The following is a 26,935-nucleotide window of genomic DNA, read 5'->3' on the forward strand; positions in this document are numbered from 1 at the left end:
ATGAAAGAGAAAAGTAACTTAACTAGGCGCCGGAATCAAACGTTCTCTTTATTTATAGTATTCCTGTTGTTTACTTTTAGTAAGCTGCTTCAGGCATCTTCCTTATCAAAAGAAGAGCAAGCTCAAGTTGTTATTTCTGAATCACGAACTGCTCAGCAATTGAATAAGCTGGCTAGTAGTATTGGGACGGATATTTACTTTTATGTAAAAGGCTTAACAGGAGATACGGGAGGAAAAATTGGTAGAGGGGAAAGTATGATTTTTGTGCCATCTATAATTACATCTGATGGCGACCGCATTTCAAGCACTGCTTCTATTCCTAAAATTACAGTACTATTAAATGAGTCAGGTGAAGTAATTCATGCTATTTCTGGAGGGCGAGCTAAATTAAGTAAAGAAATATTATTTAATTTGAGGGATGTAGAATATTTAGGGTTGTGGGATGTCGACTTTCGATTTGAACATTTAGATTTAAGTCTATTTACTAAATTAAAAAGACTGAGAGTAACTGGTGGAGAGATAAAAACTCTTAGTTTACCTGAGTATGGAAAACTTACTTATGCAATTATAGAAAGTGGAACATTAGTTAATATTAATCATTTATCTCAGCAAAAAATACTGCAATATTTATATTTAAATGCAAAGGAAAGCATTGATTATAAATATTTAGAAAAAAATGAATCATTAACGCACCTGACATTAATGCTAAATATTCAAACTATTGCGATTGAAACATTAATAAATTTAAAAGAAGTCACGTTATATAATCCTAAAGCTAATGATATCGAAAATATTTCAAAGTTGAATAAATTAAAATATTTAATACTTAAATGGCCAGAGGATAGGGGGATATCTACAGTGACATTACCGAAGTCATTAGAGATATTAATGATAATGAACCCTTATCGATATTCATTAATGCCATTAGTAAACTTACCTAACTTAAAAGAAGTTACCTTTAATGGCGGTGATATTACTCAAGTCCCTATACTAGAAGAGTTGCCTGAGTTAGAAACATTAGAGATTTCTGACAGCAAGTTAACGTCATTAGACGGTATAGAAAAACTAACAAGCTTAAAATACGTCAGATTTGAAAAGAATGAAATTACTGATATATCAGCACTTTTTCCATTAGAGAGTCTGGTTGAAATTGATTTATCCGATAGTAAGTTTAAAAGACTAGGGTATATAGGGAAAAAACCACACCTTGATATGATCAAGCTAAGTGATAGTGAACTGGAAAGTGTTGATTTTGATGCGATAGCTAAATACCCATATTGTTCTATTTCGATTGAATTTACGCCGTTTGAAATGAATGCATCCGATGATGATCTCGATAAGATATATAACCTATGGGAAAAAGGGCACTTATAAGATGAAAGAGAAAAGTAACTTAACTAGGGGCCGGAATCAAACATTCTCTTTATTTATAGTATTCCTGTTGTTTACTTTTAGTAAGCTGCTTCAGGCATCTTCCTTATCAAAAGAAGAGCAAGCTCAAGTTGTTATTTTAACATCTCCAACGGCTCAAAAATTACAAAAGTTAGCCGATGATATTGGGACTGACATTTACTTTTATGTCGAGGGTTTGACTGCTCATATTGGGCCAATATCTTCAGGTGATATTGATTATGTAACGCCTTCAATAGTACTTAATACTGGAGAAATGATTATTGGTACTGAATATATACCTAAAATATCAGTATTACTTAATCAAGTTGGAGATGCTAATCATGCGGTAGTTAGTGGAAATGCTTTATTAAGTGAATTAATTATTACAAATTTGAAAAAAATTAAATATTTAACATTATGGAATGCTAGATATGATTTTGAATATCTTGATCTAAATGAATTTAATAATTTGAAAGGATTGGAGGTTATGCGGGGAGAAATTAAAATAATAGACCTACCACAAAAAGGGCAACTCAGTTATATTGAAATAGAGAGTAGTAAATTAGAGGGTGTAAATAATTTTGAAAGGCAAAAAAAATTAAATGGTCTTGTTTTAAAAACAAATAAAATTAATGACTATAAAGATTTGTTTGGCAATAAGTCATTAAAGAAATTGACACTAGTTATGGGTGAAGAAAGATTAGATGTAAGTAGTATGAAAAATCTAGTTTATCTTGATTTATTTTATCCAAAATATGAAGATGTTGAAAAAATAGAGGGTCTTGTTAATCTTGAAAAGCTAGAGATATGGTGGGGAAAAGATGATGATCTTGCGAAGATTAAACTACCAAGATCCCTTAGAATAATAAAAGTATTTGAATCAGATAAAAATGCAATAATGCCATTAATAAATTTACCTAACTTGAAAGAAGTTATATTTAGTGGTGGCGATATTGTTAAAGTCCCAATGTTAGAAAACTTACCTAAACTAGAAAAACTAGCAATATCTAAAACTAAGCTAACGTCATTAGATGGTATAGAAAAACTAACAAGCTTAAAATACGTCAGATTTGAAAAGAATGAAATTACTGATATATCAGCACTTTTTCCATTAGAGAGTCTGGTTGAAATTGATTTATCCGATAGTAAGTTTAAAAGACTAGGGTATATAGGGAAAAAACCACACCTTGATATGATCAAGCTAAGTGATAGTGAACTGGAAAGTGTTGATTTTGATGCGATAGCTAAATACCCATATTGTTCTATTTCGATTGAATTTACGCCGTTTGAAATGAATGCATCCGATGATGATCTCAATAAGATATATAATCTATGGGAAAAAGGGCACTTATAAGATGAAAGAGAAAAGTAACTTAACTAGGCGCTGCAATCAAATTATCTCTATCATTTTGTTGCCTCAAGTTCTGCATCGAATGTGGATAGAGTTTAACGATGGCGTTGTAACTAATTTGGATTATATATATCTGCTTTTATTAGCTTGGATTATACAAGCCTTTATATCCCCTTTTCTTTTTAGAAAAGAGATTGAGTAGAATTTATTTATGAATAGGAGATTAATCCCTTAGCTGCTTTTTTCCCTCACTTCGCATAAAATTCAAAAGAGATAATCATGTCAGTGTAGGAGTCGGTGAGTATGGATGAACAAACAATAAAACAGGGATTAAAAGCGCTCTGTTTGATAGATAAGGAGTTGGAAGCCGCAATGAAAATCCAAGGTTATCCATCACCGAGAGTGAACCCTCATGGTTTTGATGCTTTCTTATCTATTATCGTTAGTCAGCAACTATCAACTAAAGTAGCGGCAGTGATCAATGGGGCGCTTAGTTGCCTTATTGGGAGAGGTTACTCCAGAACGTTTATTAAGTATTGAAGATCAAAATCTTCGAGATGCCGGTTTATCTTGGCGCAAGATTGAATATGCAAAAGGGTTAGCGTTAGCGGTTCAATCTGGGAGTCTGGATATTGATGGGCTAAAGACATTAAGTGATGAAGAGGCGATTACTGCAATTACTAACCTAAAGGGCTTTGGCCGTTGGAGTGCTGAGATTTATTTGATGTTTTCGTTAGGGCGACAAGATATTTTCCCTGCGGATGATCTAGGGGTATTGATTGCGTTAGGAAGACTAAAAGGGCTTGCTGATAAGCCGACACCAAAACAAGCGAGAGAAATCGTAAAGCATTGGCAACCATGGAGGAGTGTCGGTTCGCTATTCCTTTGGCAGTATTATCATCAAGATACGTAGCTTTTTATTTAAATCCAAGAAAAAGGGCGTATGAGTATCCTCAATACGCCCTGAACTTACTTATTAATGCTAGATAATTACTGTTGTTGAGTTAGGTATTATTTTACCTCTTCAAACTCTGCATCTACCACATCATCTTCTTGCTTAGGTTGCGCTCCAGTTTCAGCACCTTGTTGCGCTTGCGCTTTCTGTTGAGCTATTTCCATCAGCTTTTGTGCTGCTTGGCCTAGCTCTTGAGTCTTCGCATCGATTGCTTCTTTATCATCGCCTGACTTAACGTCTTCTAGAGCTTTGATTGCTGATTCGATTTTTTCTTTCTCGTCAGCGGGAAGTGCATCGCCAGCGTCTTCGATTTGTTTCTTCGTACCGTGGATCATTTGATCCGCTTGGTTACGTGCAGTTACTAACTCTTCGAACTTTTTGTCCGCGTCTTTGTTAGCTTCAGCTTCTTGTACCATTGCTTCGATTTCTTCGTCTGTTAGACCACCAGAAGCTTGGATTGTGATCTTCTGCTCTTTACCAGTCGATTTATCTTTAGCAGATACGTTTAGGATACCATCAGCATCTAGGTCGAATGTTACTTCGATTTGTGGCATGCCACGTGGTGCTGCTTGGATACCTTCTAGGTTAAATTGACCTAGAGATTTGTTGTAACTTGCTTGCTTACGCTCACCTTGAAGTACGTGGATAGTTACCGCACTTTGGTTGTCTTCAGCAGTAGAGAACGTTTGGTCCGCTTTAGTTGGGATTGTTGTGTTCTTCTCGATTAGCTTAGTCATTACGCCACCCATCGTTTCGATACCGAAAGACAGAGGAGTAACGTCTAGTAGTAGAACGTCTTTAACGTCACCAGCTAATACACCACCTTGAACTGCAGCACCCATTGCTACTGCTTCATCAGGGTTCACGTCACGACGCGCTTCTTTACCGAAGAATTCAGCTACTTTAGCTTGAACCATAGGCATACGTGTTTGACCACCAACTAGAATAACGTCAGTGATTTCGCTTACTGATAAATCAGCATCTGCTAGAGCTACTTTTAGCGGTTCAAGCGTACGAATTACTAAGTCTTCAACTAGAGATTCTAGTTTTGCACGCGTCACTTTAACGTTCATGTGCTTAGGACCAGTCGCATCAGCAGTAACGTAAGGAAGGTTTACGTCAGTTTGTTGAGCTGAAGACAGTTCAATCTTCGCTTTTTCTGCTGCTTCTTTAACACGTTGCATAGCAAGAGGATCAGTTTTAAGATCGATACCTTGCTCTTTTTTGAACTCATCTACTAAGTAGTTGATCATACGGTTATCGAAATCTTCACCACCTAGGTGAGTGTCGCCGTTTGTTGCAAGCACTTCGAACGTCTGCTCACCATCAACGTTGTCGATTTCAATGATAGAGATATCGAACGTACCACCACCAAGGTCATATACTGCGATAGTGCGATCGCCGCCTTTTTTGTCTAGACCGTAAGCTAGCGCTGCTGCTGTTGGTTCGTTGATGATACGTTTAACATCAAGACCTGCGATACGACCAGCATCTTTCGTTGCTTGACGTTGAGCATCGTTAAAGTAAGCAGGTACAGTTACTACTGCGCCAGTCACTTCTTCGCCTAGGAAATCTTCCGCTGTTTTCTTCATTTTCTTAAGAATTTCAGCAGAAACTTGAGGAGCAGCCATTTTTTGGCCTTGCGCTTCAACCCAAGCATCACCGTTGTCAGCTTTAACAATTTTGTACGGCATAATTTGGATATCACGTTGTACTTCTTCGTCTTCAAAACGACGACCGATCAGACGCTTAATCGCAAATAATGTATTTTGTGGGTTAGTAATCGCTTGACGTTTAGCTGGCTGACCTACAAGAGTTTCGCCATCTGTGTATGCAATTACCGATGCCGTTGTACGCTCGCCTTCCGCATTTTCTAAGATACGTGGTGTGTCGCCATCTAAAACAGCAACACAAGAATTCGTTGTACCTAGGTCGATACCAATGATTTTACCCATAATAATTTTTCCTTTTAATTCGCATTAGTTATTTTAATGCAAATGATTTAAATTTGATGTTGTTTAATAAGCGTAAACCTAACGTATATTTACGGGGTTACGCTATTCTCAATGAAATATGATGATCTATATTCGCGTTAATCAATAGGTGAAGGCTGTATTTTATACTAAATACAATGTCTTGTTATCACCTGAGAATAACGACAATATGTGTTATTGATTGATTAAAATCTTACGTGCTTGAACAGCTTCAGGAACTTCTCGAACAAGATCGATATGAAGTAATCCATTTTCCATGCTTGCTGCAGATACGGTTACATAATCAGCAAGTTGAAATTTTCTTTCAAAGTTGCGCTCTGCAATGCCTTGATAGACGTAAGTTGGTTTTATTTCAGATGAGGTAATATCACCTGACACAATCAGCATATGTTCGTCTTGAGAAATTGTTAACGAATCTTCAGAGAAACCAGCAACTGCCATTGTAATACGGTAGTTGTTCTCGTCTTTCTGTTCGATGTTATATGGTGGGTAACCATTTTGAGATGGTTTGTTAGCGCTGTTCTCTACAAGATTAAACAGGCGATCAAAGCCAATGGCATGACGGTACAGGGGAGAGAAATCGATATTACGCATAATACTATCCTTTAAAATAAGCAATAGTTCTCGACGCACTAAGCGAGGAGAAAGAACACATATTCAGAGCCAACATAGACTCATTAATGACATATGGTTCAGGATTAAATGTTAGAAACAACGCTACTATTCTTAAATAAGTAATCAGTAGAGCCGCTTCATTTTGATAACGTTCTGTTCCCTATAATAAGGCGAACCAGTTATCAATGAACTCCAAATGGCAATTCATGTAATCAATATATTCTTCCGAAACTTTGGTGTCAATACTTTAATTAGAAAATTTAATGATTATTTTTATTTTGTATCACCAAAGTAGCTACGGTTCAGCACCGCACTTAGATCACAAAGAGTATGTCCGGGGATTGAATAGAAAAATGGATGCAGTTCAGTCAACTGCATCCATTATCATTTAAACAACCGATAGATCTTTAGATTATCTCTGAGGCGTAATTAAGTACTTTTCACCTGTCGCTTGTTTAGAGTAAGCGGCCAATGATTGTAACTGTAATACCTCAGCTAATGACACCTCATGTGTGTAGTGACTAGCAAATGTGGTAGTAATTTCATCTGCAACACGTTTACGCATTGCCATTGCTGTTTTTGTCCCTAATTTACCCAATGCATTGAATAGTAAAAATCCATTTACTCCCCAAGCAAAACCAAAGTTACGATTTAACGTAATAGGGCCGCGATCTAATGCGCCATAAATATACACTTGCTTGAAAGTGTCAGAGCCATAAACGCTGTGCTCTTTCATATCACGAGCGGCAGCAACTTCCATACAGTTAAGGATGTCACTGGTTAATTGACCGCCACCAATTGGGTCAAACGCAATCGTTGCTCCCGTTTCAATAATTGCAGCCGTTAAATCAGTAAGGAAAGTCTCGCTACTTGAGTTAACCACATATTTTGCGCCCATATCACGCAATAACGTTTCTTGCTCTTCTTTACGTACAATATTAATTAAATCAACGCCATCGGCAATACAAATACGGTTTAGCATTTGGCCAAGGTTAGAAGCGGCAGCGGCATGAATGATGGCTTTATGACCTTCCGTACGCATTGTTTCAACCATTGCTAATGCAGTCAGTGGGTTAACAAATGATGATGCTCCTTCTTTCGCTGTCGTGCCTTCTTTTAATTCTAGGCAACTTTGCACATTAGCACATTTAAATTGACGGTAAGTTCCACCGCCAATTACTGCAACGGTTTTACCTATTAAGGCTTGTGCCGCTGGTGATGAGCCTGCTGCGATAACCGTTCCTGCGCCTTCATTACCAACAGGAATTGCTTTACCTACGCGCTTTGCTTGCGATGGCATAAACTGAGTAGGAACCTCTGCAGTAATAACAGGATATTGATCTGTGCCTGATTGCTCTGCAGTAGACATATCAGCGGCACCGAATAAAACGCCTAAGTCTGATGGGTTTAGTGGTGCAGCTTCAATACGAACAACAACTTCATCGGCACTAGGTTGTGGCATGTCGATGGCTTGCAAGGAAAGCGTTAGTTTATTGTCTTCGCTGATTGTTGAAATAAGTTGAATATTTGTATCTGTCATAGGGTTTCTCCTGAAAATAGTTACATTTTTTGAGCCAATAATGGCATTGTATTTGGCCTGCTTTATTTGTAATTCACTATTTGTTTTTATCACTAAGCGTTACTTAGCTTTGCCGCTTGAACTTGAGCTTTCACCTTTTGGATAAACTCGGGCATGTTTGTTTGACGATCTGACTCCACGCTTTGAGCAATGGCTGATTGACCCATGGCGTCGTTCCACTCTTTCATTCCTGTGACTTCGGCAAGGATGTCCCAATCAAGTTGGCTAGAGCCAAACGTGCTAACAATGGTGTTTACGTAATAAACGTAGATATCAGCCATTGTTAATTTGTCTCCTGCAATCCAAGGGGAGAATTTACATAAGCTATTTAAGGCCGAAACCCCACGGGTTAATACTTGGCGAACTTCCACTTTAATCGATTCAGGAATTTCAGTACCAGAGAAGACGTAAGGTATAAATCGTCTGCTTGGCAGTTCAAAGTAAAGCTCAGCTATTTTCATGATTTGACGAACCACTGCGCGTTCTCCTGCATCTTCAGGATACAGGGGTATTTCGGGGTATGTTTCTTCAATAAAATCACAAATGACACTCGACTCTGAAATATTAAGGCCTTCGCTTGTGGTAATCACAGGTACTTTACCAGCCGGACTTATTGCTAATAACTCATCACTACCACCGTAAATTAGGTTTTCTTGAAAGGGCAGTTGTTTGTATAGCAGTACATGTTTAATCAAGTTGTAATAGTTACTAGCCGCGAAACCGTGCAAAGTAATCATAAATCAGTTTCCCATGATTTAATGTGAAGGTTGTAATCGTTAAGTTAAACGTATTATTACCTGTTTTAATTCGGTTATATATAAGGAAAAATGCGAATCACTATTGTCTTTTAAACAACAGTTGAAGGGAGAAGGAAAAAGGAGATAGTGGAATTTGAGTTGTTATTCGGTTGTTTTGTGAACCATTGCGCTCCCTTTTACGTAATTATCTCAGTACATTTAATATTGAAAAACAGACTCAGCAATATGACCCAGATGGTCACTATATTAATAAGTGGCAAGTTGAGGAATGATAATGCTGATAAATCGTGTTTTCGTGGAAGTCAGTACGAGCATAAGACAATGAAAAAATCACAGTTGCCAGAAAAGATATGTGTTGTTTGTCAAAGACCATTTAGTTGGCGGAAGAAATGGGAGCGAGATTGGCCAATGGTTAAATATTGCTCTAAGCGTTGTCGGTCTTTACGACATCAAAGTGAATAATAAATTTACAAACAATGGCTTAAGATAAGGGATGATTATGAACGACACCGCTGACCGATTACGACTCATTTTAGGTGACCAATTAAATGCCCGTCATTCATGGTTTCAACATCGCGATCCACTAACGATTTACGTGATTGCAGAAATGCATCAAGAAACCGCCTATGTAAAACACCATGTGCAAAAAGTGTGTGCTTTTTTTGCTGCGATGACCCAGTTTGCAACCGCATTAGAAAGTGCAGGGCATCGAGTGATGCATTTAACCTTGGACGATACAGAGCCATTTGAAAAAATAGACGATCTATTAAATCACCTTATTGCTAAACACCAAATTACCCATTTTGAGTATCAACTCCCTGACGAATACCGTTTACGTAACATGCTTGATAAATACTGTTTGTCGTTAGCCATATCTTCTCAAGCTTATGAAAGTGAACACTTCTTTCTCTCTGAAGCGAACATTGAAAAAGAGTTTAAACCGAACCATCATCATCGTATGGAACCCTTTTATCGTAAAATGAGAAAGCGCTTTAATATTCTGATGGATGAGGGGGAGCCCGTTGCAGGAAAGTGGAACTTTGATGGTGCAAATCAAAACAAATTAAAGCCGAGCGAGTTTGATAGTGTACCCACGCCATTATTATTCGCTAACGATGTCACTGATATTCTTAAGCGTCTAGAACGTCATAATGTGACGATGATAGGCCAAGCGGATAATCACCTACTATGGCCTGTAAATCGGCAGCAGGCGAGTGAGTTATTAGTGTTTTTCTGTCGCTATTGCTTACCGTTGTTTGGGAAGTTTCAAGATGCCATGACATGTAAGCTTGATGATATGCTCACGCAAAAACAATGGAGTTGGTTTCATAGCCGTTTATCCTTTGCTCTCAATACAAAAATACTCAGCCCTAAGCAAGTGATTGATGCTGCTATTACGGAATTTAATCAACAGCCAGATGCCATAGATATTGCTCAGATAGAAGGTTTTGTTCGTCAAATTCTAGGGTGGAGAGAGTTTGTACGTGGGATTTACTGGCGCAATATGCCTGATTACCAAAACCTAAATACACTTGAAGCGTCATTATCATTGCCAAGTTGGTTTTGGACAGGGAAAACAAAAATGAATTGTATGCATCATGCAATACAGCAGTCTCTTGATTTTTCCTATGCACACCATATTCAACGATTAATGATTACCGGTAATTTTTGCTTATTAACGGGCATTAAACCTGATGAAGTAGATGAGTGGTATTTAGGGATTTATGTTGATGCAATTGAGTGGGTTGAAATGCCAAATACGCGGGGCATGAGCCAGTTTGCAGATGGTGGCATTGTTGCCTCTAAGGCTTACGCAGCCAGTGGTAACTACGTGAATAAAATGAGTGATTATTGCTCTGATTGTCACTATAACGTGAAACAAATAACTGAACCAAAAGCATGCCCACTAAATGCACTGTATTGGCACTTTATGCATACACATATTGAGCAGTTTAATAACAATCCTCGTACCAGAATGGTCTATGCAAATTGGCAGAAAAAATCAGAAGAACAGCAGCAAGTGATATTAGATAGAGCGGAGCAGTTGTTGTTGGGTATTGAGGAGTTGTAGGTTTTATTTATTAAAATATTTGAGCAATGTGACTTGATTTTGTCTCGAAGTTTGTTAGATCAAATACTCATTTATATTCTGTTAATGTAACTTTACTTTATCAAAATTTATCTGAAATCCTCGGGCTACTTAAAACTTAATTGCGGCAGTATATTTTGCTCGTATTGTGTTGTTCATTACATCACCCAATTCGTTTTCCTCATAATATAACATTTACTTCATACTGAATGGGTAGGTTAATTATTCTCTCGCCCTCTTCTTGAATCAAAATCCAACAAAATCAGGTGTTTATTTGGTTTGTTGTGGTATATTGCTTCCAATGAAATTGTTGTCGGTACTGGAGTTTTTATGGCTTTTGATGCGTCCCCATCTTGGAGTGGCTTTAATTACCAAGGCAAGGTAGCACTCTACTATGCTTTATCTTTGATCAATGGAGATCCTGTAGGGACAGATTTTTCCGACCGCGATCTGATGCTGGAAGATAATGAAGATTTTGAAATATTGTGTAATGGAAACTCTGTCTCAATCCATCAGGTTAAAGCGTATAATTCTAGCGCTTATGGTAAGTATTCTGATGCTCTACTTGAAATAACTTTAGAGCTGTATAAACAACCACGAGTTATCGGAAGAATTCATACTTGGAAGCACATTAACTCAAAACCAAATTTCCAAGACCTTGAAAATTCGATTAAGGATGATTTAAAGATTGTTTTAGAACAATATCGAAGCATCAATCCAAAGGATGGAAGTTCGATAATAGAAAAAGCGGTATCTACAGATAGAAATAAACCCAAGCAGGCTGCTATCTTGAGGGCGGCCTTTCCAGAACTTACCGCAGCACAGTTATTTGATGTTTTAAATTCTATTCATGGCGGGCAGAGCGACGCAATAAATCGACTAGATAGCTATCTGTACGAGGATAATAATAGGTTTTGCGATCTTGAGGAAGTTAACAAAAAGATTAAGTTAGAAATTTCAATAGCAATGGAAGCTCGCAATATTACTAGTACGACAGAGCAGTTAGAGAAAACATTTCACTATTTTTTAAGTATGATGGATAGATATATTATCCAGCGACATAAGACTAAGCAACAAGAAGAAAAAATATCGATAGCATTTAATGAGATTCTTGAGGTTCTTGAAAATGATCATGAAGATATTGGGGATGAATATCTGGCATATAAATTTAAAAATCAATTTGCCCATCAGATAGATGAATATATAAGTGATCCCGATGATTACACCGACCCAGAAGAAAACGTTCTTTGTAATCTAAAAGAAGCAAGTAAGTTTCTTTTAAACCTTAACCCAACGGATTTATGGGCGTATTACCGAAACTTCTGTCCCCATATTGATCTAGCACATGACAATAACACGACTAATGCTTTGGTAACGGATCTTGATGGTATCAGATATGTACTTATAAGAATCCTTCATGAAATCAATTTTGATCGAGCTTTACACAACGCATCAAAATATAATTTTAGTTATCGTGCAACGACACCACCACACAAGAGTTTTCTTCCTACAACTATTACCTCTACCGCTAGAGTTACACAAATAGAAAGAAAAATCACATCAAATCCCAATATGTTTGAGACTTTGTTTGAGGTTGAAAACCTGATTTACAGTGGTTTAGAGGCTCATACATTTTCTCCAACTTCGATGGCACATACGGAAGCACCACAAGCTGAAGATGAAGATCCTCGAACTAAAAGAGACGATATATTGAAACATATAACACTTGTGCCCATATCTACCGCAAAGGAAGCATTAAACTAATGATTAATATTATTAATAACATACTCTCCAACAATGGATATAAACAAGTCGAACTCTTGTTAGAACAAGATGTGGCAGACCTCTACTTATTTTGCCCATTAACAGATAGTAAACGAGAAGAATATTTTGTCACGGTAAAACTTCGCACGCAGTCTGATAGTAATGCACAACGTCTACTGGAAAACCAAGTTCAGGACTGGTTCGAAACAATTAGCCACTCGGGTAAAGTAGATCAAACCTTTGAGAAAAATTGCACTATGCTTCTCTGCCAAGAAGAAGATAAAATTAGCAGGCAAACAATACTGATGTTTGAAGAGGATCAGTATAACTTTAAAAAAAATGTAATAGCCAGCTCTCAAGAGGAGGTACAGGCTTTACAAAATTATTTGGTTCAAGAGCAAATTGAAAAGATAACTATTAAAGTCATAAATAACATAATTAATGTAGATAGTGGTAAAGGCTTCCTTGATTTTAAAGAGAATAACAAGCTTCAAAAAGACCATTATTCTCTAATTTTAAAGATCGCACTCAAACTGCCTTTTATTACTTATATCCCACAAGAGCAGCAACTTAGCAATCTTCTTAGTGATATTGATAATTCATTATCACCAGAGTTAGCTTCAATCTACAACCAATTAACCAATTTGGATGTAGAATGGACTGAAAGTAATTGCGTCCAGAATGTTGAAATGATTTGGGGCCGCTTAGTATGATTACCCTAAATAGAATCACCTTTAAGAACTTTAAAATATTTGGTGAAGAGCCATATACCATTAATTTTGAGAACTATCGCCTAGTTTTGCTTGATGGGCCGAATGGGTATGGAAAGACATCAGTCTTTGATGGCATCGAGTTAGGTTTGACTGGGGAATTGACTCGTCTTGTATCTTTGGATGGTCGCCAAAATCCCACAGATGTTGTTGTTGCGCATCAAGGAAAAGGACATGTCGAAATAGAGCTAGAATTTAAAGACACTAATTCCAAAGTAAAAATATTCAAAAGAAAGTTGAAAACATCAGTCCCTAACAGCTCCAAAAAAATATCTAGGTTTGCAGAACTTTGGGAGCTGTATGAGATTGTTGATGGGCAGCCAGTGTCATCAAATCAGTTATTTTTGGACCAGTACTTAGATAGTCACGATTTTAAGCGAGATTTTCACTTATTCCATTACATACAGCAGGAAGATACGTCACGATTTCTAAAGGGTAACAGTGAAACACAGCGAGCTGAAAAATTAGCACAACTTTTCGGTGATACTCGTGAGGCTGATGAAAAACTTAACAAGCTTATAGATATTCTTGGAAAAGTGAAGAAGTCAGAAAAAACCAAAAGCAAAGAAATTGATGCTATCAAGCAACTGTACCGAATTGATGAGAATACAAATGTAACAACAGGAGCGAGTGAGCCTCATGCTTATGCTCTTCCATGGTTAGCTGAAGACAACAAGAGTCCTTTCTGGGACGATATTAAAATTCCAGAGTTGAACCAAGATAAACTTAACAGCTCTTTGGCAGAGATAATCAACATTAAAAACTTCCTTGAGCATCAACATTATTTTCTTAGAAGTCGAAACTTTGAAAACGCGATTCGTCAGAGGGAAGTACTTGAATCTTATCTAGGCTACTTTAATTCCATCAATGACTACGATATACATGTCACGCGAAGTAAAAAGTATCAACTTATTAAGAGTTTCGAGATTACGCTCAGAAGTGGCGATCCCAAAAAGATATCTATCATTAATAACATTGACGAGATTTTTCATATTTTGGAGTTTGAAGACGGCGAGACATTTAAATCGGCGCTACGATCCCTTATCGAACAAGAAAGTAAAGCAAACGGACTTAGTTCTATTTATTCGGAACTTATTAAACATCACAATGCCATGTCTGCTGGACTTCAGAAGATACCGGATGAGTCTTCATGTTTGCTTTGTGGACAAGAGTACGAGTCTCATGATTCGTTATCTCAAGTAATATCTCAGCATGGAGATTTACTCCGTTCAGAGTTGATGGGACAAGATAAGCTTTTAGTTGCTTATAGAGATAGTTTTCATAGCACATATATCTCCCCCTTAGTTAAAGCATGTGCGGTTTATCTTGAGCAAGCATCACCGCCATCTCAGGAAGACTTTCTTGCAATTTCTAGGGCGCTATCCATGAGAGAGCGTTTTGGCAAACTTCAAGGTTGGCTTCTGTCTGAAGGTATTCTGCATGATGATTTGTTAGCAGCTAACTTTCCTGTAGAGGGAGGGAAGGATAAAATTATCGAGGTTACAGATCACCTTTGCGAACGTATACGCTCTGCTATTGGTACAGCTCCTGATAACTATTATGAGACCAATGGTGAAAATATATTCGACCGTATATATAGGGATTATTTTAATAGCCAGAATGTGAAACTGGATCAGGTGAGTATTGCTCAACTCGAACAAAAAGAAATATATATCAAGAGCCTTTATTTCAGCTCTTTGAAAGAAATATCAGAGAGCTTTTCCAAGCATCTAAGAGAACAAAAGTTATTGGAACAAGCTAGGATTGATTTGGGCGAACTGATTAAAATTTTGCAAAGAAAGATTAAACAGTACAGGAAGCAACTAATTACCGATATCGAGATCCCTTTTTATATCTACTCCGGTAAAATCCTCCAATCCCATCAAGCAGGGCTTGGTCAGGGGATCTTCATCAAAGACCCGACAGGGGATGATGAGTTAAAAAATGTACGACTTGTTTCTAATTGGGAAAGTGATCATGACATTCTCAATACTATGAGTTCAGGGCAGATATCAGCAGTTGTTATCGCATTGACTTTGGCTTTGCATAAAGTATACGCCTCTAATTTTGGCAGCGTTTTGATCGATGATCCTGTTCAGACAATGGATGATATAAATATGTCCTCATTGGTTGAGGTATTGCGGAATGACTTCACAGGAAAACAAATCATTATTTCTACACACGAAGCTAAAGTAGCTAGATATTTTACTTACAAATATTTGAAATATAGTGAGAATGTGAAAATTGTCAATTTAATGCAACGGAAAGAACATGTCCCGAGCAATAAATTTCATTATAGAACCGTTGCTGATAACTAAGAGAGTCAAGTTGTAGCGGTACGGTAAATTTGGTCACTTAGTTAGAGTCATTGTTATGGCCTAGTCGATTTGGCCGTATTCGTAATACCTGAGATGATACATACTTTACTAATTTAGCAAAGTATGTAGCTTACAATTGTCCAAAAACAAGTCACCTAACTAGAAAAATTATAAATAATTACTCAAGCGGATCTTATTTACCATTCTCAATGCGTTACTGAATATGCTGTCAGAGATACTTTTTGGAAAATCGCTTGGTAATTCTGCTTCTAATGCCTTAATGGCCTTAGGCATATTTATCGCAAATTCCTTCATTATCTCTTCCATTCTCGCAGTATCAAATCCAACTGCTTTAGCCGTATCAATAAAATGACGTGTGTATATTTTATCAATAGGGTATTTCTTTCCTTTCGATGCTGTTAGTCCCATTGCCAGTTTTAATGAGCGGATATTCATCCCTTTACCACCTAAGATTGGGTAGGCGGATAAGATGTCATAAAAGGGCGTAAGGTGATAACTGCCTTGTGCATTAATAAAAATGGAGAAGTTTTTTGCGTGTCCATCTGTTGCACCAATTAACCATTGAAATACCTGAAATCGCATAAAAGCATCACGATCTTTTAGTGATTGGCTTGAGCCCATAAGAAGATCCATAATGGTTTTTATACTTGGGCCTCCATCTGCTTCATATTTGATTGACGAGGGTAATCCAAATGCTTGGCACATATCTTCTTGCGGTAATCTTAATAGCTTGGTGTTATTTTTAATCCATCGTCTATCAAATCGCTCTACTGCAATGGCTTTTATTCCATCACAATGGATTATTTCAACATTAGGTACATTGAATCCTAGCTTCTTCGCTAATTGAATGCACAGGTATTCATTTTCTACACTATCACTCATATCGAGAGTGGCATTAGGTTGTTGAATTTTACCTATGGGTAATTTGATTATATGTGTTGTTGGCGTTGATGCTTTCGGTATACACCATTGCTCATTTATTCTGAGTAGCGCTGTTTTTTCTTGTGCTCCGGCAACCGAAATTCGAAAGTCTGATTCATCTTCTAACATTCCTAATGGGATATTGGACTGATAGGCTGAGAGTACTTGTTTGAGCCGTGCTGGAGTTAAAACTTCATAATCCAGTTGTTTGGTATTTGGTTCTTCATCGTCAGTTAATAAAGAAATGGCACCGACGCTGTCTTTACCAACTTCATGAAGTAAATCGAACGTTTGACGAGATTTAGCTTGGTATCTGGCAACGATGCGATCTCTGACTTCTGATAAATCAGGTAATAGGTTGTCGAAGTAATTAATAACGCAATCACTGGTTATCTTTGGATATTGCAGGGGAAGGGATAATGAAAGAGGTCTTCCTACCTTGCTTTCAATCCATGATTTATCGTATTGAAATTGGTGTGCACCGTTACTAAGTTTAGTAAATTCCCCAACACGCTCACCATTCATGTATGCAATTAATACAGCCATTACCACGCCTCATCGTCTAGATTGTCTTCGTGACTTGTTGGCACTTGCTCTTGAATAATGCAATGAACTTCTAATGCATGAAGGATCTTAAAGAGTGTCTGTAACTGAGTGGTTTCAGGATGATTCTCAAAGCTAGATAGGGTGGATTGTTTTACACCAACTTTTTTAGCAAGCTCTGTTTGAGTCAAATTGTGTTTGGTTCTAATAAGCTTTAAGTGGTTAGCTAATTGTTTTGGATTATAAATCATCATACACCCCATCATATTATGTGATATCCCCGATAGAGGATAATTAATAATATATACCCGATCGGGGATAAGTCAATATATATCCCCGATCGAGGATAAAGCAGGTCTTATCCCTTGTCGGGGATAAAGTGATGGTCAAAAACGAATTATAAAAAATGGATGCAGCCAAAACCACATCCATTTTCTTAATTACTCAAAGTAAAGTGACGAATTAACGTCTAGCTCTTACCCCAAATAACGCTTCTCTAAATGCGCCTTAAAGAAACTCGCATTTAGCACATCACCTGTTGCTTGCTTCACTAAATCATCGGTTGAGAATAGTGATGCCTTGCTCCAGATATTATCTGATAACCAAGTGAAAATAGGGCTTAAATCACCGCTTAGTGTGGCTTTCTCTACATCTACCGTTTGTTTCATTGCTGCCATAAACTGTGCTGCGTACATTGCCCCTAATGTGTAACTTGGGAAGTAACCAAAGCTGCCGTCTGTCCAGTGAATGTCTTGCATACAGCCGTTTTTGTAATTGCCTTTAGTGGTTAAACCTAGGTACTGCTGCATTTTTGCATCCCACAGTTCAGGGATATCTTTATAGCTGATGTTACCGTTCATTAAATCACGCTCGATTTCATAACGTAAAATAACGTGGGCAGGGTATGTCGCTTCATCGGCATCTACACGGATAAAATCTGGGTTTACGCGTGTGTAGATCTTTTGTAGGTTATCGGTCTCAAAGATCTTCTGATCTGCGTTTATAAAGTTCTTTTGCACTAATGGCGAGAGTTGAGAGATAAATTCAGCACTGCGGCCTAATTGCATCTCAAAAAATAGGCTCTGAGACTCATGAATCCCCATTGAGCGAGCTTGACCAACAGCAAGGCCTGCAAATTCTTTTGGTAATCCTTGCTCGTAACGTGCGTGACCCGTTTCATGCACTGTACCCATGAGTGATTGCACAAAATCGTTTTTATCATAACGCGTAGTGATACGTACATCTGTTGGTACACCGCCACAGAAAGGGTGCATGCTGACATCAAGACGACCGTGATCAAAATCGAAGTTTAAAAACTTCATTACATCCAAACTCAGCTGGCGTTGTTGCTCTGTTGGGTAATTGCCCTCAGGTAAATAGATTGCTTCTGTTGCTTGCTTCTCTTGAATGTTTTGAATAAGAGAAGGGAGCCACGTTTTTACGTCGTTAAATACAACATCAAGTTTGGCTGTGGTGGTTCCCGGTTCGTATAGTTCAAGCATGGCATCGTAAGGGGTTAGGCCTGTGATCTCTGCGCGAATTTGTGCTTCTTCTTGAGATAGGGCAACCACATCTGCAAAGTTTTTGCTGAAACCTTCCCAGTCGTTTTCACTACGTTGTGAGCGCCATGCATGCTCACACTTAGAGCCTGCAAGAGATTGCGCTTCTACTAAGGTTTCAGGCAGGGCCGTGGTTTGTTGCCATTGTGATTTCATTTCACGAAGGCTTGCTTGTTCATTAGTAGATAAAGATTCGGATTCTGCTTTATCAAACCATTCGGCCAGTTGTGGTGCATTGCCTAGTTGATGCAAATGAACAGACAGTTCAGCCATTGCTTCTGAGCGAGCTTTGTTACCGCCAGATGGCATAACGGCTGCTTGGTCCCAACCACAAATAGATCCTAGGTGTTCAAATCGAGATATTTTTAAACTGTGTTGAACAAGTTTCTGATAATGGCTCATAGATACCCTCATTATTATTTTTTATTCATACGTCATTGGAGTGATAGTTTCATTGTTGATCGGTTTCACTTAGAAAGAAATGGTTCATGTATTCATAACACCGTTTTTAATACATAAGGGCTCATTAATATTCATTCTGAACTAGTTACGAGCATTCTTTTTCTCAAAGTGCAGATAAAAAAATACCCCGCATAAGCGAGGTAAATAAGAGGTAACAGTGATTATGTAGGCTTAACTAATTTTTACAGGCCAGCCATAAGATCGATATTCTTCCGCTAATTTATTGGCAACATCCGTTGATACTGTTGCCGAAATCCAATTACCAAAACCCATTATTTGATATTTAAATGTTACGTGATTCATTATTTGTCTCTCCCCGATAGATGCGCGTACTTTATCGGGCTTTGTTCTTAATAACTTTCGTATTAGGGTCAAATGGTTTGATATTTGGGTTAATTTATATAAATACGATAAATAGGTTAAATCTCGAAAAATGAATAGACTAAATGTTCGATTTTATAAGTTGATTGAAATTAAGTAGTAATTAAAAGAAAACGAGATATATTAATGAAACTCACCATTAAATGGACATTTACGTGATTCTAGATTTTTGGGCATTTTTTATTGCCATTCTACTGTTAACAATGACCCCAGGGTTAGATACTGCTTTGGTTATCCGAAATACTACTCGTGGTGGCTGGAAAGACGGCATCACTTGTAGTCTGGGTATTTGCTGTGGTTTGTTTGTTCATGCGACTATGTCGGCGATTGGTTTATCTGTATTGTTGGTAAGCTCTGCTGAGTTATTTACCGTAATAAAGACGATAGGGGCTGCGTACTTGATTTGGTTGGGTATCCAGTCAATTAAAAGTACTTTTAGCAAACGTAGAAATACCGTAGAAGTCACAGATAAGATAAAAGAGAAGAAGGCTTCTTTAACTCTTTCTTTTAAAGAGGGGTTTCTTTCTAATATTTTAAACCCTAAAACCGCTGTGTTTTATTTGGCTTTATTACCGCAATTTATTAACCCTGAATATAATGCGTTCGCTCAATCATTATTGATGGCAAGTGTCCATTTTATCATTGCTATGTTTTGGCAAGGTGGAATTGCATTGCTTGTTGAGAAAGCACAGGTATTAATGTCGAGTGAGAAAATGACGCATCGAATAGAAAGGATCACGGGTAGTGTACTTATTTTACTTGGTGTGAATTTATTAGTGTCTAAGTAAGCTATAAAAATAAGAATGCTATACCTGATAGTTTACAATCAAAGGTATAGCATTCTTTTGTTTAATTTATTGAAAAGATAACTTGAGGGAGGTTAACTGTCTTTATTGCGGACAGATTCAATTACATTCCCAATCTTCTCTGTTATTGGGTTTGGCTTCTTTGGTTTTTTGTCTTTTTTAGCAAAATGAACATGCACATCCTGTTGTGCAAATGGAATTGAAATCCCTTCTTTATCAAAACGTAATTTCACTTCACGAGTCACATCCCAATAGACGTCCCAGTAGTCATCGGTTTTAACCCAAGGGCGAACAATAAAATCAACAGAAGAAGCGCCTAGTACGTGAACACGAATGTTTGGTTCTGGTTTTTTTAATGCTGCAGGATGAGCATCAACAATCTCCGCGAGGATTTTTTCTGCTTTTTCAATGCTGTCTTCGTATCCAATGCCAAATACCATGTCTACGCGACGTAATCGCTCATGCGTTACGTTCTTTATTACGTCTCCCCAAATTTTACTGTTGGGTAAGATAATGATTTGGTTATCAAAGGTTTTGATTGTGGTATTTACCAAGCTCATGGAGCTTACTTTGCCAGAGACTCCGCCAGCCTCAACCAGGTCACCAACATCAAATGGACGGTAGATAAGCAGCATCATGCCTGAGGCAAAGTTGGATAGGGTGTCTTGTAATGCGAAACCAATAATAATACCGGCGACACCAAAACCAGTTAAAACCGGAGCGAGATCTAACCCCACTTTGGAGAACGCGATCAAAATACCGATAAAGTAAATAAGTTTACTCGACATAGAGACAAAGAAGTCCTGCATCAATTTACTCATTCGTAAGTGAGGTTGTACTACTGCTTTTAATACGACTTTACGAGTTAATTTTGCCAGCAAACGTGTTGCCAATAGGATTAAGAAGAAAACAAAGAATTTAAGGAGTTGGTCTGGTGCGTGTTTAAGTAGCCAGTTACTGCCAGATGAGATCCAATTACTTACAATAGCGGTAATGACAGGGAAGTTGAGAATGTCTTCGGTTAAATTCCCCGTAGTAGAAAACAGTTGGCGTTTGTAATTGGTGGTATTGATATCCAATTGATCGGCTATGGCTATGAGCTTGGCTAGGCCGTAGGTTGAGTTAGAGGCTTTTCGTTCAAAAAAGAGATGTTCTAGAGTGAGTGATGATTTTTCTGAATCAGAAGAACGTTGAAGTTGATCTGAAAGTAGTTGCTCTCGGCTTGTATCAAAACTTAATGATGCTGAAAGGAATTTAATTTTCTGATCAATAAATAGCTTATAGGCTGCAAGTTGAGCATCTGTAGATTGGCCTAGTGTCGTCAGCCACTGGTAGTTTTCTAATTGATCATTAAGCGAGAGGTAATAGTAATCTCTCGATTCTTTTAATGTGTTTTGTAAAGCAAGTTTTTGCTCTATATCGGCGTTATCTAATTTGTCTTGTTTGTCTTTTATGTCTTTATCAAGGTATGCGATAGAGCGTTCTGCGTAGGTTATTTGTCCTTCTACTTCTTTGATTAGGAGGGGGGTTGTGGCTTCATCATGACGTTTAATTAAATCAGACAGTACCGTTCTAAGTTGATTGTTTTTATCGACTTGTTGAACTCTAATAACCGCTAAATCGCTTCCTGAGAATGACGAGGCTTCTTTTTTTAATCGTGCAACTTCGTTATTAATTTTATTTAAATCAGCCAGATCTTGAGCTTCATTAGCAAAAGTGAAAGAACTGAATATAAGAAGGAACCAAATAAAATTACGCATAGAGCCTCTATTGCATTGAAATAAATTAGCAGATAACAAGCTTATTGTAGTGAAATATAAAGGAAAGTGGCAGGAGAACTTTTTAAATGGTTGTCACAAAAATGAAAAAGCAGCCGCTAAGACTGCTTTAATTAAGTTACATCATGCTTTTATTTAAGATTTTTATACTCAATGATTAAGGCTTTGAAAAAGGAAAAGAAGAATCCTAGTACCATAACCAATAATACCGAGCCAAGTATCAGAGTTAATATTTCCATATATCACCTCGTAAAGTAGTACTAAGTGAGTATATCAAAATGATAAGGCTTTGCTTGTTAAGTAGGTTAAATAAATGTATCAAGATGTCTCTATCTTGGAGTGTAGAGACATCTTTAGTTAGCGTTAAGCACGATTTAAAACAGGTTCTTCTTCATTATCTTTTTGTTTAATAAAGAAAAGGTGTGTTTCTTCAATAATAATATGACGCAATGCAATTAAGCCTATTAAATTTGGTATTGCCATTAATCCGTTAACAATATCAGCAATTACCCAAATCGTATCAAGTTTCATATAAGCGCCAGAAGCAACTAAAGCGATGAAAATGACTTTGTACGGTAGAACCCCTTTGTTACCGAATAAGTAGGTCACACAACGTTCGCCATAGTAGTTCCAACCTAGGATAGTGGTAAAGGCAAAGAACATTAAACCAATAGAAACTAAGTAAGGACCAATTTGATCAGAACCTAGGCCTAAAGCAAAAGCTTGTGTTGTCATTAACGCACCAGCGGCATCGCCTTGCCAAACGCCAGTAACAATTAAGGTTAAGCCTGTCATAGTACAGATAATCACGGTATCAAAGAAGGTACCAGTCATTGAGACTAAACCTTGCTTCACACAAGAATCTGTTTTTGCAGCGGCGGCTGCGATAGGTGCACTACCTAGACCTGATTCGTTTGAGAACACACCACGAGCGACACCTGATTGGATTGCAAGCATGATAGATGCACCAACAAAGCCACCAGTAGCGGCTGAACCAGTAAATGCAGAAGTGATAACCAATTGAATCGCTGCTGGTAATGCTTCTACTTGCATGATTAGTACAGTTAAACAAGAAACAACATAGACTACGGCCATGGTTGGGACGACTTTTTCAGCGACTTTTGCAATAGATTGGATACCGCCTAAAGTAACAATAGCCACTAAAATAGTTAGGACCGTACCTGTTAACCAAGCTGGTGCATTCATTGTTAATTGAGCAGAATCAACAATGGCATTGATTTGCGGGAAAGTACCGATACCAAAACAAGCAACGCCTAACGCGAATAATGCAAATAGCTTTGCTAGCCATTTATTACCCATGCCGTATTCAATGTAATACATTGGTCCGCCAACCATTTGGCCTTTGCTGTCTGTTTTTCGATATTTTACTGCAAGTAAACATTCCGCGTATTTTGTCGCCATGCCAAATACCGCAGCAAGCCACATCCAAAATAGAGCACCAGGGCCACCCATTTTAATTGCGGTTGCTACACCGACAATATTACCCGTACCAATCGTGGCAGAAAGGGCGGTACATAAGGCAGCAAAGCTGGACACGTCGCCTTTTCCTATGCTTTGATTTTCTTCTTTTGAGAAGACCATTTTAAGCGCAGTTGGTAAATGACGTAATTGGAAAATACGAAGTCGGAACGTAAAGTAGATACCTGTACCCACTAATAAAATCAATAGAGGTGGACCCCAAATGAAGTTATCGATAGTAACAAGTGTGTTGTGAATGGTGTTCATGGTTTCCCCTTAATAAAGCATATAGTAAGGAGAAGAGAGAGTGGTGTACCAAAACCAAAAAATAGGCAATAGTATAGAGCCGAGATTAATCGGATCACTTTCTCCTCTGTCCTTTTGCCTGAGAGTTTCACCCTTATCATTTTTCAGATAAGGGCTTGCTCCTTCGGCGGCCGATTTAACGGCTCTCTCCAGAGATTCCTCCAACTACAGTCCTCACCTTATTCATAAAAATGAACTAGGCACCTGAAAGATTTACTTCTTCGGTGGGCGTTGCCAAATAATGGCATTGCCGCTCTCCTGCAGTCTTCATCGGATCAACAAATTGTAAGCTACGAAGTAGCTAAGTCGAGTATGTTAGACAAGTCACATTTTTTTGTCATCACTTTTATTTACAATTTAGATAAAAATTGATCGAAATCGGTTTCTTTGTTCAAAATAACAACGATAACTCAAGTATTTACATGGCTAAAGTATGCTAAAATAAACAAAAAGTGAGGTGTACTATGTTACGAATTGCTGTGATTATTTTATTGTTAGCTCTTTCGGCGCTGCTGTTTAAGTACAGAGCGAATGAAAAGATCCAAAAGTCGGTGGTGTATACGTCGGTGATTGGAGTGGTTGTTTATGTGGCATACGTCATGGTTTCAGAGCTAATCCGATAAGTTGTCTTATAATTAACAAAATGTGTAGAGAACAAATCTATACTATTCACTATCTATAATGTTTGGGGTTAACGCGTGAGTGTAGAAAATCAGACCAGAGCGACTGACGAGCATGATGAGGATGTCATCATCATTGAAGAAAAATCAAAATCGAGCCACTGGGTTGCCGGAGTCACACTAATTATTGGTGTTATTGCAGGTGGATTAATTGGGTCGAGTGTTTCAGATAATAAATGGTCTGATACTTATGCTCAGTTAGAAGCTAAAACTAAGCAATACCAAACAGAATTAAAGCAAGCAAATGTGAAAAGCACTGAAGTTGACGCTTTGATTGAGCAAGAAAAACAACAAGCACTTGAAGAACAAAAGAAGACGCTTGATGAAGAAAAGAATCAAGCAATTGTAACTGAATCAAAGAAACAAGCATCGATGAAAAAAGAGGTGGGCGCGTTAAAATCGCAGAACGCCTCGTTAGGTATGCAAGTTGAAGAACAAAATAAGCAAATTGATAAATTGACGAACCAAGTTGATTTGCAAATTACGATGCTGTCCCGTGCGAAACAGTTATTTCAGCGTCAGCTTCAACTAAAAGAAGAAGCGAGTGATTTAGAAGTTAAGATTGAAGTGACTAAATCAAATGAAAAGAAATTATCGAAAGAATGTGCTGTTTATCTTGAAGGTAAGAGTTGGGATGTAAAATCGGATGTATGTAAGCGTCAAGAAATGGCTAAGAAACAAATAGCTGGATACAACGATGAGCTTCAACTTTTACAAATGGATATTAAAGAAATCGACAGCATCAGTGATGATTTAGGCATGTAAGTCGGTTTATTTTAAGAAAAGCTACAGAATATTGTGGCTTTTTTTTATACCTTCAATTTGTAGTGATAATAATTTTCATTAGCTTTTTAGGGAGATGCACAGAACAATGACATCGTATGGTTTGATATTGAAGGAGAACATGAATGAGTAGTCAAACGGCGAAGTTTGTCCAAGGCTCGACAATGCGCCATATTTTGGTAATGTCAGGAACCGCGTCAATTGGGTTAATGGCTTTGTTTGTTGTTGATTTACTAGACATGTTTTTTATTAGTTTATTAGGGCAGGTTGAATTGGCGGCGGCAATTGGATTTGCTGGGACAATTATTTTCTTTTCAACGTCGGTATCTATTGGTTCATCCATTGCGATGGGGGCGTTAGTATCAAAAGCGCTGGGCGCAAAAGAAAACGAAAAAGCGAAACAGTTAGCCTCAAGTACGCTTGTTATTGCTTTTATCGTAAACAGTATTATTACGATCGCGATGTTTTGTTTTATCCCTGAATTATTATCAATGATTGGAGCAAAGGGATTTGTGGCAGAGCGAGCCCAAGCGTATCTTTCGATTCTTTTACCAAGCACGCCATTGATTGCAATTGCGATGGCTGCGGGAGCAGGTTTAAGGGCGGTCGGGGATGCAAAGCGTTCGATGCTAGCAACGTTATATGGTGGCATTGTTAATGCGATTTTAGATCCTATTTTCATCTTTGGGTTTAATATGAATGTGGAAGGGGCGGCGATTGCTTCTGTTATTTCAAGAGCAACGGTATTGGCTTTTTCACTGTACCCGTTAATTGTGACTCATAAACTGATTTCTTTGCCTAAATGGGCTGATATTAAACATCATTCTCCGGCTATTTTTACGATTGCGGTGCCTGCTATTGTGACTAACACTGCAACGCCTATTGGTAACGCAATTGTTACGTCAACATTAGCGCCGTTTGGTGAAGATTTTGTTGCCGGCTTTGCGGTAATTGGACGGTTAATACCAGTGACCTTTGCCGTTATTTTTGCGATGTCAGGTGCGGTTGGACCTATTATTGGGCAAAACTACGGTGCTGAGCGAATCGATAGAGTGAAAGATACATTGAGGAACTCGCTATTCTTCTCTTCAATCTACTGTATTGGGGTATCTTTAATTTTATATGTGCTTCAAGATCAAATCATAAGTGCCTTTAATTTGGTTGGTGATGCCGCCTTGATTATGGCTACGTTTTGCACTGTGGTGGCAATTACCTTTATTTTTAATGGTGCGATGTTTGTCGCTAACACCTCATTTAATAATTTAGGTAAACCTCTGTATTCAACGGCTCTTAATTTGAGCAAAGCAACCATTGGTACGTTACCATTTGTGTATTTTGGTGCTCAATGGTTTGGTGGGTTAGGCGTATTGTATGGTCAGGCATTAGGTAATGTTGTGTTTGGTATTATCAGTATTATTGCATTGAGAACACACGTTATTTATATGGTGAAAGAGCATTGCCAGAAAGTATGTACTGAAGATTCATTGGCTGATATTAGCGTTACCATGACTCCGTTTTGTAATAATGATGCGGTAATAATGCAAAGTGGTATTGAGAATGAAGAAAAATTAGAAAACCCTTCTCTTTCTGGCTAAATAGTTAAAGGTTTAATACATAAAAGATGGTGGCTC

Annotated in this window: 23 protein-coding genes and 1 riboswitch; of the genes, 13 read left to right on the forward strand and 10 right to left on the reverse strand. The window is 37.8% G+C overall.

What is annotated here, in order from left to right:
• The 4 genes from AC2IP4_RS05755 (at position 1) to AC2IP4_RS05770 (ending at position 3,656) form a co-directional block, all read left to right on the forward strand.
• Positions 1–1,374 carry a leucine-rich repeat domain-containing protein gene (locus AC2IP4_RS05755; protein ID WP_375322581.1) on the forward strand — a complete coding sequence of 458 codons (1,374 nt, stop codon included), beginning with the start codon at positions 1–3 and terminating at the stop codon, positions 1,372–1,374.
• A 1-nt stretch (position 1,375) separates the two neighbouring features.
• Positions 1,376–2,746: a leucine-rich repeat domain-containing protein gene (locus tag AC2IP4_RS05760; RefSeq protein WP_486306547.1), complete on the forward strand. Its 1,371-nt coding sequence runs from the start codon at positions 1,376–1,378 to the stop codon at positions 2,744–2,746.
• A gap of 300 nt (positions 2,747–3,046) precedes the next feature.
• Entirely contained in the window at positions 3,047–3,283 is a 237-nt protein-coding gene (locus tag AC2IP4_RS05765) for a DNA glycosylase family protein (RefSeq protein WP_375322579.1), read from the forward strand.
• Positions 3,225–3,656 (forward strand): DNA-3-methyladenine glycosylase family protein, encoded by a 432-nt coding sequence (locus tag AC2IP4_RS05770; protein ID WP_486306546.1) that lies wholly within the window; start codon positions 3,225–3,227, stop codon positions 3,654–3,656. The genes AC2IP4_RS05765 and AC2IP4_RS05770 overlap by 59 nt, the downstream gene beginning before the upstream one ends.
• A gap of 98 nt (positions 3,657–3,754) precedes the next feature.
• Here AC2IP4_RS05770 and dnaK read toward each other — a convergent pair whose 3' ends face one another.
• From dnaK to AC2IP4_RS05790, 4 genes are all read right to left on the reverse strand, one after another.
• Entirely contained in the window at positions 3,755–5,653 is a 1,899-nt protein-coding gene (dnaK, locus tag AC2IP4_RS05775) for a molecular chaperone DnaK (protein ID WP_486310655.1), read from the reverse strand.
• Between the two features lie 213 nt (positions 5,654–5,866).
• The gene (locus AC2IP4_RS05780) at positions 5,867–6,286 is read right to left on the reverse strand and encodes an Hsp20 family protein (RefSeq protein WP_105054892.1); all 420 of its coding nucleotides are present in this window, start codon (positions 6,284–6,286) and stop codon (positions 5,867–5,869) included.
• 433 nt (positions 6,287–6,719) lie between these two features.
• A complete protein-coding gene (locus tag AC2IP4_RS05785; RefSeq protein WP_375322575.1) occupies positions 6,720–7,847 on the reverse strand; it encodes a zinc-binding dehydrogenase in 1,128 nt (375 codons plus the stop codon).
• 92 nt (positions 7,848–7,939) lie between these two features.
• Entirely contained in the window at positions 7,940–8,623 is a 684-nt protein-coding gene (locus AC2IP4_RS05790; RefSeq protein ID WP_375322574.1) for a glutathione S-transferase family protein, read from the reverse strand.
• Positions 8,624–8,965: 342 nt separating this feature from the next.
• Here AC2IP4_RS05790 and AC2IP4_RS05795 point away from each other — a divergent pair, with 342 nt between their 5' ends.
• The 5 genes from AC2IP4_RS05795 to AC2IP4_RS05815 all read left to right on the forward strand — a co-directional run bounded on the left by AC2IP4_RS05795 (position 8,966) and on the right by AC2IP4_RS05815 (position 15,585).
• Entirely contained in the window at positions 8,966–9,106 is a 141-nt protein-coding gene (locus tag AC2IP4_RS05795) for a DUF2256 domain-containing protein (RefSeq protein ID WP_081092001.1), read from the forward strand.
• A 37-nt stretch (positions 9,107–9,143) separates the two neighbouring features.
• Complete coding sequence (locus AC2IP4_RS05800; RefSeq protein ID WP_486310656.1) at positions 9,144–10,715, forward strand: cryptochrome/photolyase family protein; 1,572 nt, start codon at positions 9,144–9,146, stop codon at positions 10,713–10,715.
• A gap of 348 nt (positions 10,716–11,063) precedes the next feature.
• Entirely contained in the window at positions 11,064–12,497 is a 1,434-nt protein-coding gene (locus tag AC2IP4_RS05805) for an ABC-three component system protein (RefSeq protein ID WP_486310657.1), read from the forward strand.
• Positions 12,497–13,210 (forward strand): ABC-three component system middle component 1, encoded by a 714-nt coding sequence (locus AC2IP4_RS05810; RefSeq protein WP_486310658.1) that lies wholly within the window; start codon positions 12,497–12,499, stop codon positions 13,208–13,210. Before AC2IP4_RS05805 ends, AC2IP4_RS05810 begins: the two co-directional genes overlap by 1 nt.
• Positions 13,207–15,585 carry an ATP-binding protein gene (locus AC2IP4_RS05815; RefSeq protein WP_486310659.1) on the forward strand — a complete coding sequence of 793 codons (2,379 nt, stop codon included), beginning with the start codon at positions 13,207–13,209 and terminating at the stop codon, positions 15,583–15,585. The genes AC2IP4_RS05810 and AC2IP4_RS05815 overlap by 4 nt, the downstream gene beginning before the upstream one ends.
• Before the next feature lie 168 nt (positions 15,586–15,753).
• On the opposite strand, the gene AC2IP4_RS05820 is transcribed toward AC2IP4_RS05815, so the two are convergent.
• The 4 genes from AC2IP4_RS05820 to AC2IP4_RS05835 all read right to left on the reverse strand — a co-directional run bounded on the left by AC2IP4_RS05820 (position 15,754) and on the right by AC2IP4_RS05835 (position 19,394).
• Positions 15,754–17,073 carry a type II toxin-antitoxin system HipA family toxin gene (locus AC2IP4_RS05820; RefSeq protein ID WP_486310660.1) on the reverse strand — a complete coding sequence of 440 codons (1,320 nt, stop codon included), beginning with the start codon at positions 17,071–17,073 and terminating at the stop codon, positions 15,754–15,756.
• Positions 17,073–17,336, reverse strand: a complete 264-nt coding sequence (gene hipB, locus AC2IP4_RS05825; RefSeq protein WP_012532966.1) for a type II toxin-antitoxin system antitoxin HipB — start codon at positions 17,334–17,336, stop codon at positions 17,073–17,075. Before hipB ends, AC2IP4_RS05820 begins: the two co-directional genes overlap by 1 nt.
• Positions 17,337–17,546: 210 nt before the next feature.
• Entirely contained in the window at positions 17,547–19,031 is a 1,485-nt protein-coding gene (locus tag AC2IP4_RS05830; protein WP_486310661.1) for a carboxypeptidase M32, read from the reverse strand.
• A gap of 231 nt (positions 19,032–19,262) precedes the next feature.
• Complete coding sequence (locus AC2IP4_RS05835; RefSeq protein ID WP_375322567.1) at positions 19,263–19,394, reverse strand: hypothetical protein; 132 nt, start codon at positions 19,392–19,394, stop codon at positions 19,263–19,265.
• Positions 19,395–19,615: 221 nt separating this feature from the next.
• Between AC2IP4_RS05835 and AC2IP4_RS05840 the strand changes: the two genes are divergently transcribed.
• Positions 19,616–20,260, forward strand: coding sequence for a LysE family translocator (locus tag AC2IP4_RS05840; RefSeq protein ID WP_375322566.1), 645 nt, complete (start codon positions 19,616–19,618; stop codon positions 20,258–20,260).
• Between the two features lie 92 nt (positions 20,261–20,352).
• Here the strand turns inward: AC2IP4_RS05840 and AC2IP4_RS05845 are convergent, their stop codons facing one another.
• Together AC2IP4_RS05845 and AC2IP4_RS05850 are read right to left on the reverse strand one after the other, a co-directional pair.
• Positions 20,353–22,038 (reverse strand): mechanosensitive ion channel family protein, encoded by a 1,686-nt coding sequence (locus AC2IP4_RS05845; protein ID WP_375322565.1) that lies wholly within the window; start codon positions 22,036–22,038, stop codon positions 20,353–20,355.
• 381 nt (positions 22,039–22,419) lie between these two features.
• Positions 22,420–23,802, reverse strand: coding sequence for an alanine/glycine:cation symporter family protein (locus tag AC2IP4_RS05850; protein WP_486310662.1), 1,383 nt, complete (start codon positions 23,800–23,802; stop codon positions 22,420–22,422).
• Between the two features lie 96 nt (positions 23,803–23,898).
• Positions 23,899–24,004, reverse strand: a riboswitch (glycine riboswitch).
• Positions 24,005–24,305: 301 nt separating this feature from the next.
• Here AC2IP4_RS05850 and AC2IP4_RS05855 point away from each other — a divergent pair.
• The 3 genes from AC2IP4_RS05855 to AC2IP4_RS05865 all read left to right on the forward strand — a co-directional run bounded on the left by AC2IP4_RS05855 (position 24,306) and on the right by AC2IP4_RS05865 (position 26,899).
• Positions 24,306–24,464 (forward strand): hypothetical protein, encoded by a 159-nt coding sequence (locus AC2IP4_RS05855; RefSeq protein ID WP_105054879.1) that lies wholly within the window; start codon positions 24,306–24,308, stop codon positions 24,462–24,464.
• A 75-nt stretch (positions 24,465–24,539) separates the two neighbouring features.
• Positions 24,540–25,286, forward strand: a complete 747-nt coding sequence (locus AC2IP4_RS05860; protein ID WP_486310663.1) for a hypothetical protein — start codon at positions 24,540–24,542, stop codon at positions 25,284–25,286.
• Between the two features lie 143 nt (positions 25,287–25,429).
• On the forward strand, positions 25,430–26,899 hold the full coding sequence (locus tag AC2IP4_RS05865) for an MATE family efflux transporter (RefSeq protein ID WP_375322562.1): 1,470 nt from the start codon (positions 25,430–25,432) through the stop codon (positions 26,897–26,899).
• The last annotated feature ends 36 nt before the right edge of the window (positions 26,900–26,935 follow it).

The sequence above is a fragment of the Aliivibrio thorii genome (genome assembly GCF_057368585.1).

Bases quoted from the DNA above. Each gene is read 5' to 3' on its own strand.
- AC2IP4_RS05790 (WP_375322574.1), bottom strand. From the start codon at position 8,623: ATGATTACTTTGCACGGTTTCGCGGCTAGTAACTATTACAACTTGATT.
- AC2IP4_RS05865 (WP_375322562.1), top strand. From the start codon at position 25,430: ATGAGTAGTCAAACGGCGAAGTTTGTCCAAGGCTCGACAATGCGCCAT.
- AC2IP4_RS05760 (WP_486306547.1), top strand. From the start codon at position 1,376: ATGAAAGAGAAAAGTAACTTAACTAGGGGCCGGAATCAAACATTCTCT.
- AC2IP4_RS05835 (WP_375322567.1), bottom strand. From the start codon at position 19,394: ATGAATCACGTAACATTTAAATATCAAATAATGGGTTTTGGTAATTGG.
- dnaK (WP_486310655.1), bottom strand. From the start codon at position 5,653: ATGGGTAAAATCATTGGTATCGACCTAGGTACAACGAATTCTTGTGTT.
- AC2IP4_RS05805 (WP_486310657.1), top strand. From the start codon at position 11,064: ATGGCTTTTGATGCGTCCCCATCTTGGAGTGGCTTTAATTACCAAGGC.
- AC2IP4_RS05785 (WP_375322575.1), bottom strand. From the start codon at position 7,847: ATGACAGATACAAATATTCAACTTATTTCAACAATCAGCGAAGACAAT.
- AC2IP4_RS05780 (WP_105054892.1), bottom strand. From the start codon at position 6,286: ATGCGTAATATCGATTTCTCTCCCCTGTACCGTCATGCCATTGGCTTT.
- hipB (WP_012532966.1), bottom strand. From the start codon at position 17,336: ATGATGGGGTGTATGATGATTTATAATCCAAAACAATTAGCTAACCAC.
- AC2IP4_RS05810 (WP_486310658.1), top strand. From the start codon at position 12,497: ATGATTAATATTATTAATAACATACTCTCCAACAATGGATATAAACAA.
- AC2IP4_RS05830 (WP_486310661.1), bottom strand. From the start codon at position 19,031: ATGAGCCATTATCAGAAACTTGTTCAACACAGTTTAAAAATATCTCGA.
- AC2IP4_RS05855 (WP_105054879.1), top strand. From the start codon at position 24,306: ATGTTACGAATTGCTGTGATTATTTTATTGTTAGCTCTTTCGGCGCTG.
- AC2IP4_RS05815 (WP_486310659.1), top strand. From the start codon at position 13,207: ATGATTACCCTAAATAGAATCACCTTTAAGAACTTTAAAATATTTGGT.
- AC2IP4_RS05770 (WP_486306546.1), top strand. From the start codon at position 3,225: ATGGGGCGCTTAGTTGCCTTATTGGGAGAGGTTACTCCAGAACGTTTA.
- AC2IP4_RS05850 (WP_486310662.1), bottom strand. From the start codon at position 23,802: ATGAACACCATTCACAACACACTTGTTACTATCGATAACTTCATTTGG.
- AC2IP4_RS05820 (WP_486310660.1), bottom strand. From the start codon at position 17,073: ATGGCTGTATTAATTGCATACATGAATGGTGAGCGTGTTGGGGAATTT.
- AC2IP4_RS05795 (WP_081092001.1), top strand. From the start codon at position 8,966: ATGAAAAAATCACAGTTGCCAGAAAAGATATGTGTTGTTTGTCAAAGA.
- AC2IP4_RS05845 (WP_375322565.1), bottom strand. From the start codon at position 22,038: ATGCGTAATTTTATTTGGTTCCTTCTTATATTCAGTTCTTTCACTTTT.
- AC2IP4_RS05755 (WP_375322581.1), top strand. From the start codon at position 1: ATGAAAGAGAAAAGTAACTTAACTAGGCGCCGGAATCAAACGTTCTCT.
- AC2IP4_RS05765 (WP_375322579.1), top strand. From the start codon at position 3,047: ATGGATGAACAAACAATAAAACAGGGATTAAAAGCGCTCTGTTTGATA.
- AC2IP4_RS05800 (WP_486310656.1), top strand. From the start codon at position 9,144: ATGAACGACACCGCTGACCGATTACGACTCATTTTAGGTGACCAATTA.
- AC2IP4_RS05840 (WP_375322566.1), top strand. From the start codon at position 19,616: ATGGACATTTACGTGATTCTAGATTTTTGGGCATTTTTTATTGCCATT.